We start from the raw sequence: 17,593 nt of genomic DNA on the forward strand, positions 1-17,593 counted from the left end.
ATACGCATGGCTGATCGCGCTGCCCGCCTGGCCTTCATTTTGAGTCTGACCGACAAGGTCACCGCGCCCCTGGGCAAGGTGAAAATGGGTTTCAACGACCTTGCCGAGCAGAGCGAAAAGAACATCAAGACGATGGGCATGGGGCTGGGCGGCATGATCGGCGCCGGCAAGGGCATCACCGAATCATTGGCGCCGGCCTTGGAGATGAACCGTGCCCTGGGCGAGGTCCGATCGCTGGGCGTGGCCGAGGACGCGCTGAATGCATTGAATCGAAAATCCCTGGAGTTCTCCGTGGCCTACGGTGAAAACGCCCGGGATTTTGTCGCGTCGGCGTACAGCATCGAAGGCGCGATCAAGGGCCTCACCGGTGACCAGTTGGCCACCTTCACCAACACCAGCAACCTGTTGGCCAAGGCCACCAAGGGCGATGCGGAAACCATGGGCGCCTACGTGGGCACCATGTACAACCTGTTCAAGGGCCAGGCCGACGCCATGGGCAAAGCTGAGTGGGTTGAAAAACTCGGTGGCCAAACGGCGCTTGCGGTGAAGCTGTTCCGCACCGACGGTGCCCAGCTCAAGGACGCGTTCAAGGAGGTCGGCTCGATCGCCACCACCTTTGGTGTGGACTTGGCTGAGCAGTTCGCGGTGATCGGCTCCCTCAGCAGCACCATGGAAGGCGGGGACGCCGGCGGGATCTACAAGGCGTTTTTCGAAAACATTGGCGCAGCCTCGGAAAAGCTGGGGATGAAGTTCACCGGCCAGAACGGCAAGTTGCTGCCGATGATGGACATCCTTAGCAAGCTCGAGGGCAAGTTCGGCGACCTGAACAGCGCAGACGCCGGCGCCAAGTTGATCGAGGCCTTCGGCGGTGAAGGTGCCCGCGTCATCACCGCGTTGACCAAAGACACCGATCGCCTGCGCAATGGCATGGATCAACTGGGCAAGGTTCGCGGCCTGGAGAACGCCGAGAACATGGCCAAGGCGATGGTGGACCCGTGGCAACAATTCGCGGCTGCCGTCGAAGCGCTGCGCGTGGTGTTTGGTCAGGTGCTGATCCCGATCCTGACTCCGCTGATGAACAAGCTGGTGGCGATCGGCGCGACGCTGACCCGCTGGACGCAGCTGTTCCCGAACATCGCTCGGGTGATTGGCATTGTCACGCTGACGATCTTCGGGATCATCTTCGCAATGTCCGCGTTGACCATGGTAATCGGCATCAGCCGGATGACCTGGCTCGGGTTGGTGACGGTCTGGAAAGTGGTGCAGTTGCTGAACCTGCGCACCGTTGCCGGCTTCGTGCTGCAGAAGCTGGCCATCCTCGCCTACCTGTCCATATTGACGCTGTTCGGCGCGGCCATGCTGGTCGTTCGAGGCGTCATGTTGGCTTGGCAGGCCGCTATCTGGCTGGTCAACGTGGCCCTGACCGCCAACCCGATCGGGGTCATCGTGATGGGCATCGCCGCGCTGGTCGCCATCGTCGCGCTCGCCGTCTATTACTGGGACGAATGGACGGCCGCGCTGATGAACAGCGAGGCCTTCAAGGGGGTCAGCGAGCAATTCAAGGTGCTGTCCGACTGGTTCAACTCCATGGGCGGCTGGTCCGGCATGGCCAAGGGCGCATGGGACAGCATCGTCGGCGTGTTCTACAAGGCCATCAACAGCCTGATCGAGATGATCAACAGCATTCCCGGTGTGAACATCGAAGCGCGTTTTGGCGGCATGCCAGAAGTACCGGGTGCCGACATGGCCATGAACGCGGCCAGCTCCGCCAGTGCCGCGCAGAACACCCAGCAGTCCATCAACTCGGCGATCCCGAGCCTGTCTCCGACACGTGCCTCGGCCGTGCCACCGGGCGGGTTGCTGAGCAGCATTCAGAACAACACCAGCAGCCAGAACAAGGGCACTCACGTGGAGAACCTGACCATTCAGAACAACAAGCCGATGACCCCGCTGGAGATGGAAAACATGGTGAGCATGGCGGTGGGTGGATGAGCGAATACATCGATTTGCTGATCGTCGACAACGACCTGGTGCTCGATCCCTCTCGGCAACCGGTGCTCATCGATGACCGGGCCAGCATCGCCCAGGACATCGCGCACATGATCCGCGACAGCGGCCTGCTGGTGACCCTGGTCGCCGAGCGCAACAGCCTGAAACAGCGCGACTGCATCCAGCGGCTGGAGCTGCTGGTCGAGGCGGATGAACGTCTGGTACCGGGCACGGCACTGATCACCCAGCTCGAGCCCGGGCAGTATCTGGTGACGGCGAAAACCATGAAGTTCGGCACGATCGAGGTAACGGTGTGAGCGACGTCAATTTCAAGCAGGCATTGAGCGATGCCGGCATTCCGACCACCGAGGAAGGTCTGCGCCAGGCGTGGGAAGCGGAAGTGGTCGCCCAGGGCAGCAAGCTGAGCAACACCAGCAGCTGGTCGCCGTTCTGGCGCGTGGTCACCGCGCTGGTGACCAAGCCCGTGATGTGGATCCTCGATTTCTTCATTGCCACGGTGCTGCCGAACTTCTTCGTCAAAACCGCCGTCGATGCCTGGCTGGATATGCTGGCCTGGGGCGTGAACGTCGAGCGCAAGGGCGCAACCAAGGCCCAGGGCTTTTTGCTGTTCACCCGGGTCGCCGCCGGCGGCGCCCTCGAGGTCGCCAAGGGCACAGTGGTGCAGTCGGCCGCGATCAATGGCCACGTTTACCAGTTGGTGACGACAGCGGTCGGCACTTTCACTGACGGCGCCATGCAGCTGCAGATCCCGGTCGAAGCCGTGGACGTCGGCAGCGGCTTCAACTTGGCGCCGGGGTACTACGCCGTGTTGCCGGTGCCGATCCCCGGCATTGCCCAGGTGGCCAACGTCGATGGCTGGTTGACCACGCCCGGGGCGGACAAGGAACCCAACGACGAGCTGCGTCTGCGCGTGCGAAACCAGTTCTCGGCGGTCAACCAATGGCACACCGACGCGGTGTATCGGGCGATGATTTCCGCCTTCCCAGGCGTGCGTCCGGATGGCGTGTATTTCGAGCACGGCGCCCCGCGTGGTCCGGGTAGCGCTAATGCCTTTGTGCTGTTCGATGCGGACGTGCCGGCGGCGACGTACCTGGCGCAAATCAACGCGCACATTCGGGACCAGGGCAACCATGGCCACGGCGATGATCTTCAAGTCATGGTCATGCCCGAGACGCTGCACGCCCTGCGTGTGACGCTCTGGCCGCGTTCGACCTTGACCGCTGCCCAGCGCCAAACCTTGCTGGATGAAACCGCCTTGTTCATTCGTGCGGCCTTTCGTGAAAGCACGAGCAGCGACTACCAGCCGACGCTGACGCTCCCGCAGTCGCGCTTTTCCTTCAGCCGCCTCGGTGAAGAACTGCACCAGCAGTTCCCGGGTATCGAGTCGCTGCACTTCGACAACGACGACATCCTCTCGGAACTGAACATCCCCCGGATCCTGACCCTGGAGGTGCTTATCAATGATTAAGCTCAGCCTGCGTTTCTGGCTCGGCGGCACCGAACTGGAAAAACTCACCGCCGCTGCCCAGTCCTGGTGGGAAAAAGTCGAGGGGTGGTTGCGTTGGCCACTGCTGCAGCTCGACGCCGACACCTGCCACCTGACCGTGCTCGATCTGCTGGCCTGGCAGCGCGATATCACTCGCTTCAAGGGCGAGCCCGAAAGCCTCTACCGGCTGCGGGTCAAGTACGCCTTTATCAACGCTGTCGACGCCGGCAGCACCGCCGGGATGAAGCGCATTCTGCAGCGCCTGGGCGTGGGTTATGTCGAGATCGAGGAGCGACAGCCCGACCGCGACTGGGACGTGGTGCTGCTGCGTTTTTCCGACTCCCAACTGTCGCAGAACCCCGAGCTGTTGCGCGTGCTGATTCAGCAATACGGCCGCACCTGCCGGCGCTATGACTTCTCGACCATCACACCGGTGACGGTAGCCACCGCCATTATCCATTTCCACGACGATCAGCAAACGCTGGTCGCCGGCCTGTAGGAGCCCCCATGGGAGCCAGCATTACCCTTGCAGGTGAAAGCCTGATCGCGCAGAAACTAGCCGCCAATGCGAGCTTGAAAGTGGCCCGCTTCATCTTCGCCAATGTCCCGGGACTGGACACCAGCGTGCCGGTGAATCGCGCTGCAGCTAAGCCTGCAGCAGCGCAGATCGTCCACAGCTATCCGATTCCGGAAGAGAACGCCGGCTATGTGAATCCCAACCAGATCGTGTACAGCGCGCAGATCGGGTCGGATATCGGTGACTGGGACTTCAACTGGATCGGTTTGGAAACGGCCGAAAACGTACTGTTTGCCGTGGCCTACGTGCCAGTGCAGCAGAAGCGACGCAATATCCCGCCGCTGCAGATCGGCAACAACCTGACCCGCAACTTCCTGGTGGTGTTCGACGGTGCCCAGGCGCTGACCGGCGTCACGATCGATGCCAACACCTGGCAGCATGACTTCACTGTGCGCCTGGCCGGCATCGACGAGCGCGAGCGGCAGAGCAACCGTGACGTGTTCGGTCGCGCCTGTTTCTTCGGAAGTTCGCTGCAGGTGGAAAAGGTCGGCAGCGTGTACCAGGTCAAACTGGGCACCGCTTACCTGGAGGGCATTCGTATCGTGAGTTCGGCGGCCGTGCCGATCGTACCGCCGGCGCTGCCGACGACCGCGTGGGTGGATGTGTCGCTGCAGCGCCAACTCAGCGATGTGACGGCGAGCTGGCAAGTGGTGTTCGGTGCAGCCAAAGCCGATTACACCGACACGGCCGGGGTGCGTCACTACTGCATACCACTCGCCGACCTGGTTAACAGCGCGACCATCACCGATCGGCGTTCCGTGGAGCCTATCAATGGCTCCTTGGTCACCCATTTTGCCGCCCGTATCGGGGACTACGCCAACTTGCGTGCCCGGGCGACGACCAAGGACGACGTGCTGTTGGGCAATATCCCCAACGCCATCAGCGACGACGAGAACACCAACAGCAGCGTGATCCTGGCCACCACCAAGGCCGTCAAGTCGGCTACTGCGCTGCTTTGGACGGCCATCGCCAATATCGTGTCGGGGGCTACCGTCGTCGGGAAGGCGACCAAGTTGGCAACCGCCAGGAAAATCACCCTGAGTGGTGCCGTTGTCGGGGAGACCACATTCGACGGCTCTGCCGATGTGACGCTGACGGCTGTCGGCACCGTAGCCACCGAGATCTCCGCCGGTACTGCAGAGATAGCATCCATTACGCGCACCAATGCGGGCGTCAATGACACTGCATTTATCACCCCCAAAAAACTACGCTGGGGCGTCGCCTACAGCCTGGGAATGAATGGCTACATCGTGTTCCCGAGCTGGCTGGGAGGCTTGGTCATCCAGTGGGCGAACATCATGGCCGGCAGTGGATCGACCGACTTTGTGAGCACGGGCAACGCCTTTCCCATCGCCTTTCCCGAAATGGTGTTCGGCATGCTCGCCACCGTCAAACATGGTGCCGCGATCGTAGGTAACTGGGGCTGCTATGGCATCGCCACCAGCACGTCTCAATTCACTGTCGTGATCGACGGTAGTAACTCCGCAACCATCGACCGCAACGCGTTTGTCGTCGCGTTCGGGAAGTAGGCCTAAAGATGACTCGCTATTTCAGCCCCTCGACCCTTGGCACCTACATTGACAGCATTCATATGGCGATTCCGGCAGACGCCGTAATCATCAGTGACGCTCTGTTCGCCGAAGTGGTGACCAATCGTCCGGCAGCCAAACGCCTTGCGCCTGGCCCTGATGGCTTGCCCGTGCTGGTCGATCTCCCGCCACCGACCGAGCAGCAGTTGATCGCGGAGTTCACCAACACGGTGCAAAACTGGATGGACTCCAGTGCCCAGCGGTTCGGTTATGACGATATCGGCAATGCCATCACCTATGCCGAAGAACCGGCGGTGCCCAAGTTTCAGCGTGAAGGGCAGGCGTTTCGTGCGTGGCGGTCGGCCTGTTGGGAGTTTTGTTATGCACAACTCGCAGCCGTAAAAAGCGGTGAGCGGGCAATGCTCACCCCGCAGGATTTGGTCGCTGAACTGCCGCTTTTGGAATTCGCCAATGATTAACCCCTGGGCACCGGTGACCATGCGCTGGCCCGAACAGGCTACCCAGTGGATGGACGGCTTGGGCGCGGCCAAGGATCTGGCCGGCGGCGAGCTGGCCAGTACCGCGTTACGCCTGGCCAGCCTCAACGGAATGACCAGCACCAACCCGGGGCCAGTCGGCGCCGCTGCAGAAAGCGCGATCGCTGCCGGCCGTGCTGCAATGACCCAGCAGATGGGCGAGGCGCCGGCATGCCTGGTGGTGACGCCATTTCAAAGCGGCATTGGTCAGGGTCGAGGAAACCAACGTTTCCTGTCAGCACCGAACCTGCTGCAGCAGCTGGCCAGCAAACTGACCGATGGAACCGACACTGGTCGCCCAACCGGGCCGCAATACGCGCTGTCGCTGCTGTTCCTGGGCACGAACTTCGGCCAGTGGGCCGACACGCTGTCGCGCTTCAATGCGTTGCTGCCGATTCCTGACCTGGTGCGCGCTGAGCGTCGGGCGCGACACCTGTCGACGCTGGAGACGGAAAAGTGGGTGATCCCCAGTTCTGGCCCGTTGCCGCGCTGGCAAACGCTGCCGCTTGAGCGATGCACCGTGGTCAAGGCTGCCAAACAGTCGATGTCGGGCCAACTGGCGGTGCTTGAGGGTTATGCGGCCGACAGTTCGCCAATGGGCGAGCTCGCCGCGTTGGCCACACGCAAGGCAGCCCAGCAGCAAGGCCGTGATCAGCAGTTGAATGACCTTAAGGCGTTGCTCGCCGGCGGAACAGCAGACGGCAGCACGCGCGCACGGCTGATCGGTCCCGGTGATGTCAACGAGCTGCGCCGATCGCTGCTCGAGGGCGATGCCCCGGGGCACGAATGGGTGCTGTCCGCCGGCGTGCTGTTGGTGGGATCGCCGGAAGGGTTGAGCTTTGTGCGCGAATTGGTGGGCCTATGACGTTGCTACTAGACGGCGAGCAGATCCTCGGCAAGAAAATGAAGGTCACCGCCAACCTGCGCATCGAAGCCGATGACATGTCGGGGCAGACCAGCAGCACCGACAAGGGGCACAAGGGATTCAAACCCAAGACCCTGGCGGTCACGCTGATGATCCCCTTTGCGGACAAGGACCAGTTGCGCACGCTGATGCGACTGGCCGAATCCACGGCGAGCGGTGGCCAGCTGAAGAAGTACCGCATCGTCAACGACACCGCCGCCGCGTTCGGCATCCGTGAGGTCGAGTTCGCGGAAGGTGTCAGCGCCCGGGAGGACGACTCGCTCAACGCCTGGCAGGTGCAGTTCACCCTGTCCGAAAAACTCTCCAACCCCGAACGCGTGGAAAACCGCCGTGCCGGCAACAGCGTAGCCAAACAATCCGCACCAGGGCAAGCCGTCGCCGGCGACGGTGCCGGCGGTGCTGATGGCAAAGGCGAGGAACTGTCGGGCTTTGAAGCCACGCTTAAGAAGCTCGACAACTACCTGGGCGGAACGCCGCAATGAGCATGAAGCTGCACAAGGTGCTGACGATCAATGGCACCGTTTACCCGCTGGTCAAAGAGGACGTCCGCCTCGATCTGAAAAGCCCCGGCCGGGCGACGTTCACCATTCAGGCCGGCACCGCTGTAAAGGGCCTGGTGATGCTCGATGTCGGTTACAACGACGCCCCGCTGCAGCGCCACTTCATCGGCTACGTTGAGCGATCGACCACGGCCTCGAGCACCGAGCAGGTATTGGCCTGTCGCGAGCTCGCCGCGATCCTGGCCAACCCACTGCCGCTGAACCTGCGTCATGTGGACCTGCAGGCAGTGCTGGCCGAGATCAGCACGAAGACCGGGCTGCGGTTTCGTGTGCCGGACCAGCCCTATGCGAAGGTCAAGGCACCGTACTTCTATGGACTGGCCACCGGTTACCAGGCGATGGACAGCCTGGCCACGGTGTTCAACATCCCCGACTTTATCTGGCAGCAGCAAGGGGACGGCGAGGTGTTTGTCGGCAGTTGGGCGGACAGCTTCTTTGGCGCCCGGGGACCGCTGCAGCTACCGGCCGAGCTGTTCGACGGCTACCAGAGCAATCAAAGCGCGATGGTCGCGGCCCTTCCCGGGTTGCGACCAGGTGCATCGATCAACCAAGGCGATCGGATCACGTCCGTGACGCTCGCCGGCAACCAGATGGCCATCCGATGGAAGACGCAATCCGCCGCGCAGTAGACCGGCAATTCCCTGAACTGAGTGGCGGTTACCACTTGCCGCGCTTTGGCCGTGTGGTGGCCGTCCCTGATGCGCCTGCAGCGCCTGGACTGTGTGACGACTTCCGGCCACGCTTTGGCGTCGACGTCGAAGTGCTGCTGCCCGATGGCGAACCAGATCCGGACCTTCCGATCCTCCACAGCCTGCCGTTACCGGCACCGATGGGGGGACAGGAAGCCGGCATGTTCGGCTTTCCGGAGGAGGGCACCACCGTAGTGATCAGCTTCGCCTATGGAATGCCAAACAAACCCTTTATCACGCAGATTCTGCCGCACGGCCTGAGCCTGCCCCGGGTGCCGAAAGGCGACCAGGTGTGGCAACACAGCGAAGCCTGCCAGCAACGCGTCGACGCCGAAGGCAACTGGCTGCGCCAGACAGACGGGAAGATCCAGGACAAGGCGATCGAGCGCGAAGTCGAAGCCCTGGACAACACCGAAAGCTTCCAGAATCACACCAGGACGGTGGACGACCATTCGACCGAGTCGGTGGGGGGAATCAAAACGATCGAGGCGCTGGGTGCACTCAAGCTGGCGTCCGGCGGATCCGCGAGCCTGGCGGCGGTGGACGATCTGCACCAAGCCACCGGCCGCGACCTGAACCTGGTGGTGGGGCAGAAGCATAACGCCACGGTGGGTGGCGACATGCAGGAGAAGATCAAAGGATTACGTAGGAGTGTAGCCGGCATAAGCCAGTGCCTGGTGGCGCCGAAAAATCACGTTGGGTCAGAATCGGTGAACATCTTCAAGGTGCTCTGCGACACACTGGATTTGATTGAGCAGATGGCCACCCAGATCTCCGGCCATGTCCACGGTTCCAGTCCAGTACCCGCAAACTCTACGAGTTTCATCGCCGAAGCAACCGAAGCGGCGGTGCTTTCTACATCCCTGAAAGCCATCACATTTTGATAAGAATTTATTTTTTATCGGTAATGGCTTTGATTATTAACTCAATCGGAGTTGCGGGTGTTGAGTCGGGTATTCCGTTAGTTTGTGATGGCCGAAAAAGCGCGTCTAGTACTAATTTCATATCTCCATCGCTCGTCAATTTGCCTTCGTTTGAGAGTGCCAAATAAGTGTTGAGCATCGTCACCCGCTCTTCCGCGTCCTGTCCTAGATGTATGCTTACATTGTATTGGCGTAAGCATAGCCTTAGCAGGACCGATAAGAGCGCTACTAACAGCGCTGCTCCAGTCAAATCGGCAATACCGCTTGCAAAAGCAACTTTTTCAATCGTGCTTGTCGTTTCTGCGACTGTTTTTGACTGCTCTTTTATGTCTGAATCTATTGCGGCATCTGGTTTTTTTTGTGCATTATTAGTCGCTAATACTTGTAGTTCTGCCGGCAAAATTTGGTGTCTTCCAGTAGCAAGCGCAGAAACGCCTCCAAGCGCGTAATATATGATTGGTGATGCAAATGTTAGCAGTATCGTAAATATAACCGCACAGAACCATCTCCACTTTAATTTATCGTGCTGTATTATTTTTTCGCCCCAGTAGGTAGCAGCAGCCTGATAAGCCACCTGTGCATGATATGTGTTGTAGGCGTTTTTCAAGTCGTTCCTTGCTGAATCTCCTGCCAGGGCAGCTTCTTTCCTGACTGCCTCGAAAACCTGTCTGTAGCGTCGAACCCTCCTGCTATGTCTCTTGCTTAGCTTCGTGTTAATACGGCTATACTCATGATTCGTTGCCGTAAGGATTTCATTGGCTGAGTCTTCCGTACGCGCGATACTTTCCAAGGAGTTTGCAGCTGTTTTTTTAAATTCTTCAACAATGTTTGTTAGAGATTTTTTTACATTGCCGATAATGTATTCTGCTGCGTTTATGTGTTGAAAATACAAGTAGTGCGCAAGGTGGTATTCGTAAATTGCCGATTTCCTTAATGCTTCTGACCTGCCGAATGAGTAGTTGTCATTTTTTGCTGAATCGCTTGTTGCAATCTGCAGGGCGTAATAAGCAACTAAGTCTCCGTGCACATGTTTGGTCTGAAATATAAAGGCGCCCAACTCGCCAGTTGACATAACATATTTATCGATTTCTATCGATGATGGGGTTTTAGGGGATGTTTGGGTGTTATATATCGTATCCCTTGCTGCTTGAACATGGGTATAGTAATACTCACTAGCTTCTTGTGACTTAACGTTTTCTAACCATCCCCATCGTTCAAAGTCCGGCATAAAAAAATTGGTTAAGTCGTTTGGTTTTATTTTGTACGACTGGTCGAAAGTGCTTACAGATATCTGATTACCGACGTTCACGGCCATGTGTGCTGCGTCCAAGGGGTTGATCTTTCCGATCCTACAGACCATAGCTGGCCCAAGCTAGTGATATAGGTCAGAGTCAACATCTCTCTTCGCATTCTCTTAACTATTGTCGCCAGCGCATTGACTAGTCCTAACTCCGCCGTCCCCCCCTCCTCGTAGAGCAGTACCGGAATGAGCTGGTTGCATTCGTTGTCCTTGGTCGACTGCTTCTGGTCATCGGTTACATCAGGGGCAGGCGAACCCCTGCACGCCAATCAAATCGGAGTCGGCGAAAAAAAACGACCAGAAAAAGCACTTATCCCCCTCCCGCCGACGGGCTTTGCTTCCGTTTTTTATGCAAATTCGAATGTAGTGCAAATGAGCCTGTAGCCCAGCCGGGCCGTGGGGCTCTGCAGACGATCGGCAATTTCACAGAGTGCAAGGCTTTGCAAAGAAGTGCAGTGGCTTTGCACAAGCGCCACGGGGCGGTAGGGATTGCTCGTGCATGTGAGGTGCCCGGGTTACGGGGACTATGGTTGTGAAAACCGTCTGAAGACGGAGTTTTCGTTTTCCGTACGGTTAGCACCAGGTGCGTTTCTGTGATCGCCGAGCCCAATAGTGAAAGCAGCTGTGAGGCCCAGCCCCTAAGGTTCTCCGGTGTTTTGCACCATTGCACAATGTCACCAAGAAATTTCTGGATGTCAGTGCCGATGTAGAGGGTGCGACAAATGCAAAAAATAGGGGGCGCTTGGCCGTTTTTCAGACGTGGGCTGGGGAAAAGGTAATTTTGGTAATCGGGGGATAGAAATGAGCTACAGCCCTTATCGTGCTTTGCTTTCAGTCATTACCTCAAAGGGTAATTTTAGGTAAGGGGCAGGGTAATATTTTCTGAGGTGCCCTATTTTACTGGGTTTCAGGGCTATGAAGGATTACTCAGTTTAAAGGTAATTTTCTAACCACATACTTACCTCATTATTACCTTCACAAAACCCTATCAACGTCCCGGCTTTAAAGGCTTCTACCGGCAATGCCTCAACGTATTACCAAAATTACCTTTTTCCCATGGGTCAACATAAAACTCAGAAAATGCATGTCGAGACCTCATGCTGCAGCCTGGTGCGTAAATCCATGGGACTGCCATGGGACTGAGATCGCCGACGCAGCCAGGCTGCAGCCCTTATAAACCGGGGGGGTATGCTTCGAAATTCGCGAACGGGTAGTTTCGAATCTCTCCTTCACCGCCAAATTCGATGTAACCAGAACCCCTGATTTCGAAAGAAGTCAGGGGTTTTGTGGTTTCTGGTGCCTCAAAAAAGAAATCGCCGCTCGACAGGGTGGCAATCTGCCAACGCGTGGTATATTGGATCCATTCGTGATCCGGAGCTGAAGCTCCGTAGTAGATTTTTAAAGGAAGTTGAATACGACGTTAGTCTGAAATGCCTTACAACAAGGACGTACACGCGCTGAAGGGAGAAGCGCAAGGGCAAGATCAAATTCTTCTCCACCTCTTTGCGTTTATTTTCCTGGAAACGGTTTGCTTGGGAAAGCTTTGAGGGTGCACATTTTTTTATGAAAAGCGTTTACTTGGTCAGCAATGTATTAAATGGCGGTAAGACTTATGTTGAGTATCTACTGCCAATATTGAATTCTCTTCGTGATCAATATGACTGCACAGTGCTTCAGACAGATAAAGCCGGTATCAGCAAGTACGACGCAGAAAAGGTTCTGAACTATCCAGTTGAAGAAGTAGAACTGGAGTTTATCCTGGCGCTGAGGTCGAAAGTCATCTTCTCGAACGATGCATCAATCGGTCGTCTGCTTGATGTGTCGAACTTCAGTGTTTATGTAGCGCATGGCAATGTCGGCATGCCCACTCAGGATAAATATTATTACTCTGCGTGGATGTCTTTCTGGGATGCGATTGTTTCTTCGTCCAGATCGGGTTTCGATCTTGTTAAAACCGGTCTTGGGTTGTATCGGCGTGACCGGCGTGCATCGCTCATAGCGCCGATAGAAGAGGTGTGGCGATCGGATCTTCGAAACACCAGCGCTGTCTCTGTGCTGCCAGTCAAAGTCCCCGCAATGTTTGAACAACCCCAAGAGCAGGCACGCACCGCCGGAGAATATGTAGTAGGTCTTCTGCCGACCCAGCTTGGAATATGCCCCAATGGCGCCAATCTGTATGAGAACCTGGAAGTTGTCATTAATGCGGTAAAACAGCAGATTCCCCACGCCAGTTTTATTTTGCGACCTTACATGACGGACAGGGAACATCCGGTTGTAATGGATATTTGCAGGCAGCTTTCGCAGTGTGCATGGATTTCCATTGATGAAACCGAAAAAAGCAGTAAAGAATTTTATAATCAATGTGACACCGTGATCACTGACGCCTCTACCGGCGGCGTTTCTTTTATGTTGAGTACGTGCAAGCTTCCGATTTATTACGTCCCCGCTGCCGGTGAGAGCAATCCCATTATTCAGTCCTGGCTGAAGCAAATGGATGGCTTGTTGCCAATCGCCAGAAGCAGCGATGAACTTAAGGATATGGCGCTTGGATTTACCGTGCTTACATCCGAACAAGTTTATTTTATATACAAGAAGTTCTACGAGTCGGAATACAGCGGGCTTTGCCATCCGGATGAAGTGTTTCGAGATCTGGTTGAGAAAGAACACGAGTCTGTTTATTGCCAGTTCATGATCGACTCCTACGGAACAATTAACCAACGACAGGTCAGGCATCCGGAAAGTCTGGCGCAGTGATCGTGGATCTCGGGCATGAATACTTTTGAACCACAATGTGAGTCACGACATATGAACGCTGATCCAACCGGGCAAGTCGTCTGGATTACCGGTCTGTCGGGCGCGGGTAAATCAACGTTGGCTGTCGAGTTCGTTGCCGGGCTTCGAAGCCGTGGCCACTCGGTTGTCATGTTGGACGGGGACGAGCTGCGCGAAGTCTTTGGCGCATCAGCCGCCAATTCGCAAAACCATGGGCGTGAGGGGCGTTTGGCGCTGGCCATGCAATACGCCCACCTGTGCAAAGTCATTGCGGCGCAAGGACACACTGTCGTGATCGCCACGATTTCACTGTTCCGCGAAGTTCATGCCTGGAACCGTGCCCACTTGCCTGGTTATTTCGAGGTTTATTTAAAGGTGCCGGTGGAAGAGTTGCGCCGCCGGGATCCCAAGGGAATATATCGCCGGTTCGATACGGGCGAGTTGAACAACGTCGCGGGGCTCGATCTAGCGATTGATGAACCGGACGCGGCTGACTGGGTGGTGGAGTTTGACCCTCACCGCTCCATACAAACATTGACCGATAACGTGCTGCACTATTTTTTAAAAAGGAAGTTGGTATGAAAACCGAATGGGACTACACCACTCTGGCCGACGCTTACTTGAAGCGTCCTGACTATGCCGATGCCGCGATCGACGCGATGCTCTCCATTGCCGGTGCCGAGAAGGGCGACAGGTTTTGCGATGTCGGCGCAGGCGTTGCACACCTGACCCTCATGCTGGCTGCGCGTGGTCTGGATGTTGTTGCCGTGGAACCCAATGATGCGATGCGAGCCAATGGCATCAAGCGTACCGCCGACCTCTCGAATGTCCGTTGGCATGAAGGCACCGGTGAAGCCACGGGGCAAGCATCCCAGGCGTTCGACATGGTCACCTTTGGTAGTTCCTTCAACGTTTGCGACCGCCAGCAGGCACTCAAGGAAACCGCGCGCATTCTCAAGCCACGCGGCTGGTTTGCCTGCATGTGGAATCACCGCAATCTTGAAGATCCGATCCAGGCCCGAATCGAAGCCATCATTAAAGAGCGGGTACAGGGTTACGGTTACGGCACCCGTCGTGAAGATCAAACGGCAGTGATCGATGCCAGCGCGCTTTTCGGACCGGTTGTTCATCTTGATGCGCGCGTCATTCACGAGCAAAGCATTGAAGAGTGCCTGGAAGCCTGGCGTTCCCACGCGACACTGGAGCGTCAAGCCGGTGCTAACTTCCATGAAGTGATCAGCGCTATCGACGACTATCTGGGAAGCCTTGGTACGGCCTCGATCCAGATTCCGTACTCGACCAATATCTGGGTCGCTCAGTTGAGATAATGCCGATGGCGCTGCATTTCTCTACCAAGGCCGGCACGTTGACCGGCCTTCAGGAGCGGCTGCGGTCAGCTCGCATTGCTCCCTTGCTGTCGTTCACCGTAAGGGACTGGCAGATGGGGCGGCACGCCTGTTTTCGTGATGTCCGCGGGCTATTGGGCGACGGGCCGTGGATCGTGCGCTCCAGTTGTCTGCGCGAAGATGGCGCGCAAGCGTCCTGCGCGGGGGCTTTTCTCTCGATCGCCGATGTCACTGAAGCAGACTTGGAGTCAGCCATTGAACAGGTGATCGCCAGTTATGGCGAGACTCACCTGGCAGACGAAGTACTGATTCAGCCGATGCTGACGAATGTGGTTCGGTCCGGTGTCGCCTTTTCCCACGACCCGAATACCTGCGCGCCGTATCGGGTGGTGAACTGGTCTGAAGGCAGTGACACGGCATCGGTCACCAGTGGCATGGGCGGTCGGTTGTGGCAGCAAGCGGCACGCAGTGAAGTGTCGCCACCGCCAAGCCTCGTCCCCATGATTGCCTTGCTCGAAGAGTTGCTGGAATTGTTCGATGGCATCCCGGTCGATTGCGAGTTCGCTGTCACGCGCGAAGCAGCGGGCGAGGTACTGTGGCTGTTACAAGCTCGGCCATTGGTTCTGCCAGCACCTGCGGAGTCCGAAACAGATCAGGCCGCCCGTCTGGACAGTATCCAGCGCAAGGTGGCGCGGGGCATGCAGCCGCACCCATTCCTGATCGGCCAGCGTACCGTCTATGGCGTGATGCCGGACTGGAATCCGGCCGAGATTATCGGTATCCGTCCCAAACCGCTGGCGCTGTCGCTCTACCGGGATCTGGTGACTGATTCGATCTGGGCTTACCAGCGCCACAATTATGGCTATCGCAACTTGCGCAGCTTCCCGCTGATGCCGCATTTCTTCGGGCTGCCGTACATCGATGTACGTTTGTCGTTCAACTCGTTCATCCCGGCAGATCTGGATGAGGGGTTGGCCGGGCGACTGGTCGATCACTACATCGATCGGTTGCTGGCCGAACCGACGCTGCACGATAAAGTGGAGTTCGAGATTGTGTTCTCGTGCTACACACTGGATTTGTCGCAGCGGCTGGAGCGTTTGGCCAGTGCCGGGTTCCTGGAGCACGAGCTGGAGGCCATCAGCACCAGTTTGCGCAAGCTGACCAACCGCATCGTTCACCCCAAGGACGGCTTATGGCGCGCCGACGCCGCCAAGCTCGACACGCTGAATGCGCGACGCGAAGAGTTGCTGGCTTCCAACGCCGACCCTCTGGAGCGGATTTACTGGCTGCTGGAGGATGCCAAACGCTACGGGACGCTGCCATTCGCCGGTCTGGCCCGTGCCGGATTCGTCGCGGTGCAGATGCTTAAATCCCTGGTGACGGTGGGCGTTTTTTCGCAGGCTGACTACGATTGCTTCATGGCAGGCGTCTCTACCGTGAGCGGCCAGTTGGCGCGTGACCGAGCGACACTGGACAAGGCGACCTTTCTTGCGCGCTACGGCCACCTGCGTCCGGGCACCTACGACATCCTTTCACCCCGTTACGATGAGGCGCCGGAACTGTACTTTGACTGGACGCAACGTCCATCGGCCCCGGAACCGGTACAACCTTTTTCGCTGACCCTTCCGCAGATGCGCGAAATCGTGAAGCAACTGGAGGAGCACGGCTTGCAACCGGATCCCGTCGGACTGCTGGATTTCATGCAAGCCGGGATCGAGCTGCGTGAGCTGGCCAAGTTCCACTTCACCCGCAATCTCTCGGATGCCCTGGCATTGATTGCCGAAGTGGGCGCCCAGCACGGCATTAGCCGCGAGGACATGGCCTATTGCGACATCGGGGCCTTCAAGGAGCTGCACGTTGCGGCAGCAGACCCGAAAGACGTGCTGTTGCGCAGCATTGAACAGGGCAAGGCCCGCTACGAGAAGACCCTCAAGTTGTCGTTGCCGCCGGTGATTACCCGACCTGAGGATGTCTGGTCTTTCGAATGGCCGGAAACAGCCCCCAACTTCATCACCCAGAAACAGGTGACCGCCCCCGTGGTGAGCAGTGATGACCGAGAAAGGCTCGCCGGGGCGATTGTCTGCATTCCCAACGCGGACCCGGGTTTTGACTGGTTGTTTGCTTACCCGATTGCCGGGTTGATCACGGCGTGGGGCGGTGCCAACTCACACATGGCGATTCGCGCCGGTGAACTCGGCCTGCCGGCAGTCATCGGTGCCGGTGAAGTGCTCTATCGCCGCTGGTCGGCGGCTCAACGCCTGCACCTGGACTGTCCTGGCCGCTGGGTGGAGATGCTGGCATGAAGGTTGTTGCCATCAGCCAGCGTGTGGATGCGTTCCCTGAGCGCAGCGAAAGCCGTGATGCGCTGGACCAGCGACTGATCGATTTTGTCCTCGCGGCCGGCTTTTTGCCGGTGCCGGTTCCCAACGGATTATGTCTGCAAACAGTCGACGGGGAGCGGGTTGATGATGCCTTGCAGGACTGGCTGAACACGGTATCGCCACAGGCCATTGTGCTTTCAGGAGGGAATGACATTGGCCAGTGTCCGACCCGTGACCTGACCGAAAGCAGATTGCTCGACCATGCAAACGCCCATCGCCTGCCCGTGCTCGGCATTTGTCGGGGAATGCAGATGATCGCGCACTGGTCCGGCGGCGAGCTAAAACCGGTGACGGGTCATGTGCGAACCCGGCATCGGTTGTCTGGGCAGATTGTTGCCGAAGTGAACAGCTATCACGGCTGGGCGCTGGCCGGTTGTCCGCAAGCGTTCGAGGTTTTGGCGCGCAGCGAGGATGGGGAAATCGAAGCCATCCGACACCTCGATTTACCCTGGGAAGGCTGGATGTGGCACCCGGAGCGGGAGGACGTTTTTGCAGCACACGACGTTCAGCGATTGAAACAGTTGTTCTCGGAAACGAGTCCATTCGAAATTTCATAAGG

At 57.8% G+C, this 17,593-nt stretch carries 16 protein-coding genes; 15 read left to right on the forward strand and 1 reads right to left on the reverse strand.

From position 1 onward, the window contains the following. Window positions 1–6: 6 nt before the first annotated feature. From J2Y86_RS27045 to J2Y86_RS27090, 10 genes are read left to right on the forward strand one after another with little or no spacing between them, the layout of a single operon-like run. Entirely contained in the window at window positions 7–1,992 is a 1,986-nt protein-coding gene (locus tag J2Y86_RS27045) for a phage tail tape measure protein (protein ID WP_253438766.1), read from the forward strand. Next, on the forward strand, window positions 1,989–2,306 hold the full coding sequence (locus J2Y86_RS27050; protein WP_253438769.1) for a DUF2590 family protein: 318 nt from the start codon (window positions 1,989–1,991) through the stop codon (window positions 2,304–2,306). Before J2Y86_RS27045 ends, J2Y86_RS27050 begins: the two co-directional genes overlap by 4 nt. Continuing rightward, window positions 2,303–3,478, forward strand: coding sequence for a baseplate J/gp47 family protein (locus tag J2Y86_RS27055; protein WP_253438773.1), 1,176 nt, complete (start codon window positions 2,303–2,305; stop codon window positions 3,476–3,478). Before J2Y86_RS27050 ends, J2Y86_RS27055 begins: the two co-directional genes overlap by 4 nt. Further along, window positions 3,471–3,995 (forward strand): phage tail protein, encoded by a 525-nt coding sequence (locus J2Y86_RS27060; protein WP_253438775.1) that lies wholly within the window; start codon window positions 3,471–3,473, stop codon window positions 3,993–3,995. The genes J2Y86_RS27055 and J2Y86_RS27060 overlap by 8 nt, the downstream gene beginning before the upstream one ends. 8 nt (window positions 3,996–4,003) lie before the next feature. Continuing rightward, on the forward strand, window positions 4,004–5,602 hold the full coding sequence (locus J2Y86_RS27065) for a phage tail-collar fiber domain-containing protein (RefSeq protein WP_253438778.1): 1,599 nt from the start codon (window positions 4,004–4,006) through the stop codon (window positions 5,600–5,602). A gap of 8 nt (window positions 5,603–5,610) precedes the next feature. Continuing rightward, a complete protein-coding gene (locus J2Y86_RS27070; RefSeq protein ID WP_253438781.1) occupies window positions 5,611–6,081 on the forward strand; it encodes a hypothetical protein in 471 nt (156 codons plus the stop codon). Further along, window positions 6,074–7,003 carry a hypothetical protein gene (locus tag J2Y86_RS27075; protein WP_253438785.1) on the forward strand — a complete coding sequence of 310 codons (930 nt, stop codon included), beginning with the start codon at window positions 6,074–6,076 and terminating at the stop codon, window positions 7,001–7,003. The genes J2Y86_RS27070 and J2Y86_RS27075 overlap by 8 nt, the downstream gene beginning before the upstream one ends. Continuing rightward, a complete protein-coding gene (locus tag J2Y86_RS27080; protein WP_253438788.1) occupies window positions 7,000–7,545 on the forward strand; it encodes a DNA-binding protein in 546 nt (181 codons plus the stop codon). Before J2Y86_RS27075 ends, J2Y86_RS27080 begins: the two co-directional genes overlap by 4 nt. Continuing rightward, window positions 7,542–8,252, forward strand: coding sequence for a hypothetical protein (locus J2Y86_RS27085; RefSeq protein ID WP_253438791.1), 711 nt, complete (start codon window positions 7,542–7,544; stop codon window positions 8,250–8,252). The genes J2Y86_RS27080 and J2Y86_RS27085 overlap by 4 nt, the downstream gene beginning before the upstream one ends. Next, complete coding sequence (locus J2Y86_RS27090; RefSeq protein ID WP_253438794.1) at window positions 8,225–9,196, forward strand: phage baseplate assembly protein V; 972 nt, start codon at window positions 8,225–8,227, stop codon at window positions 9,194–9,196. Before J2Y86_RS27085 ends, J2Y86_RS27090 begins: the two co-directional genes overlap by 28 nt. Before the next feature lie 7 nt (window positions 9,197–9,203). On the opposite strand, the gene J2Y86_RS27095 is transcribed toward J2Y86_RS27090, so the two are convergent. Beyond that, window positions 9,204–10,550: a hypothetical protein gene (locus J2Y86_RS27095; protein ID WP_253438797.1), complete on the reverse strand. Its 1,347-nt coding sequence runs from the start codon at window positions 10,548–10,550 to the stop codon at window positions 9,204–9,206. A gap of 1,548 nt (window positions 10,551–12,098) precedes the next feature. Here J2Y86_RS27095 and J2Y86_RS27100 point away from each other — a divergent pair. From J2Y86_RS27100 to J2Y86_RS27120, 5 genes are read left to right on the forward strand one after another with little or no spacing between them, the layout of a single operon-like run. Then, on the forward strand, window positions 12,099–13,289 hold the full coding sequence (locus tag J2Y86_RS27100; protein WP_253438800.1) for a hypothetical protein: 1,191 nt from the start codon (window positions 12,099–12,101) through the stop codon (window positions 13,287–13,289). A 15-nt stretch (window positions 13,290–13,304) separates the two neighbouring features. Then, a complete protein-coding gene (locus tag J2Y86_RS27105) occupies window positions 13,305–13,889 on the forward strand; it encodes an adenylyl-sulfate kinase (protein WP_253438803.1) in 585 nt (194 codons plus the stop codon). Continuing rightward, entirely contained in the window at window positions 13,886–14,635 is a 750-nt protein-coding gene (locus tag J2Y86_RS27110; protein WP_253438808.1) for a class I SAM-dependent methyltransferase, read from the forward strand. Before J2Y86_RS27105 ends, J2Y86_RS27110 begins: the two co-directional genes overlap by 4 nt. 5 nt (window positions 14,636–14,640) lie before the next feature. Next, window positions 14,641–16,956: a PEP-utilizing enzyme gene (locus tag J2Y86_RS27115; protein WP_253438810.1), complete on the forward strand. Its 2,316-nt coding sequence runs from the start codon at window positions 14,641–14,643 to the stop codon at window positions 16,954–16,956. Beyond that, the gene (locus tag J2Y86_RS27120) at window positions 16,953–17,591 is read left to right on the forward strand and encodes a gamma-glutamyl-gamma-aminobutyrate hydrolase family protein (protein ID WP_253438812.1); all 639 of its coding nucleotides are present in this window, start codon (window positions 16,953–16,955) and stop codon (window positions 17,589–17,591) included. Before J2Y86_RS27115 ends, J2Y86_RS27120 begins: the two co-directional genes overlap by 4 nt. The last annotated feature ends 2 nt before the right edge of the window (window positions 17,592–17,593 follow it).

The sequence above is a fragment of the Pseudomonas migulae genome (genome assembly GCF_024169315.1).
GTDB lineage: Bacteria > Pseudomonadota > Gammaproteobacteria > Pseudomonadales > Pseudomonadaceae > Aquipseudomonas > Aquipseudomonas migulae_B.